The 1,093-nt window shown below is 66.7% G+C and carries 1 protein-coding gene; it reads left to right on the forward strand.

Going from position 1 to position 1,093, the window contains the following annotated elements; translation table 11 throughout:
• Nucleotides 1–49 precede the first annotated feature (49 nt).
• On the forward strand, nucleotides 50–1,093 hold a 1,044-nt coding region (locus tag ASE56_RS07205; RefSeq protein ID WP_235556945.1), incomplete at its 3' end, for an ABC transporter ATP-binding protein.

Raw genomic sequence — 1,093 nt, forward strand, 5'->3', positions numbered from 1 at the left:
ACCGCGGTTTCTTTCCGTCTTCTTAACGTCTTCGAATAGGGTGCACAGCATGAAGCTCGAGCTCCGCGGCATCACCAAGCGGTTCGGGTCCCTGGTTGCGAACGACCACATCGATCTGGTCGTTCAGCCTGGTGAGATCCACGCTCTCCTCGGAGAGAACGGTGCCGGTAAATCCACACTCATGAACGTCCTCTACGGCCTGTACCAGGCCGATGAGGGCGAGATCCTCCTGGACGACGTCGTCCAACGTTTCCGCGGCCCGGGCGACGCCATGGCCGCGGGAATCGGCATGGTGCACCAGCACTTCATGCTCATCCCCGTCTTCACCGTGGCCGAGAACGTCATGCTCGGCCACGAGAACACCAAGGCTCTCGGCGCTCTCGATCTGAACGCGGCCCGCAAGCACGTGCGCGACGTCGCGCAGCGCTTTGGCTTCGAGGTCGACCCCGACGCCCTCGTCGGCGACCTGCCCGTGGGCGTGCAGCAGCGCGTCGAGATCATCAAGGCCCTCTCGCGGGATGCCAAGGTGCTCGTGTTCGACGAGCCCACCGCCGTCCTCACGCCGCAGGAGACCGACGAGCTCATGGGCATCATGCGGCAGCTGCGCGACGAGGGCACCTCGATCGTGTTCATCACGCACAAGCTCCGCGAGGTGCGCGAGGTCGCCGACCGCATCACCGTCGTCCGTCTCGGCAAGATCGTCGGCGAGGCCGAGCCCACTGCCAGCAACGGCGAGCTGGCATCCCTCATGGTCGGTCGTGCCGTCGAGCTCACCGTGGTCAAGGACGCACCGAAGGCGGCGGCATCCGGGGGTCTTTCCATCCGGAACCTGCGTGTCGTCACCGCCGAGGGGACCGTGGTCGTCGACGACGTCGACCTCGACGTGCGTCCCGGCGAGATCGTCGCGATCGCGGGCGTCCAGGGCAATGGCCAGACCGAACTCGTCGAGGCCATCGTCGGGCTCGCCGACGGCGTGACCGGCACCGTCGATCTCGACGGCACCGACCTCGTCGGCAAGAGCGTCCGCGCGATCCTCGACGCGGGCGTCGGCTTCGTGCCCGAGGACCGCAAAGAAGACGGACTGGTCGGCGGG

The sequence above is a fragment of the Microbacterium sp. Leaf203 genome (assembly GCF_001421275.1).
Taxonomy (GTDB): Bacteria; Actinomycetota; Actinomycetes; order Actinomycetales; family Microbacteriaceae; genus Microbacterium; species Microbacterium testaceum_A.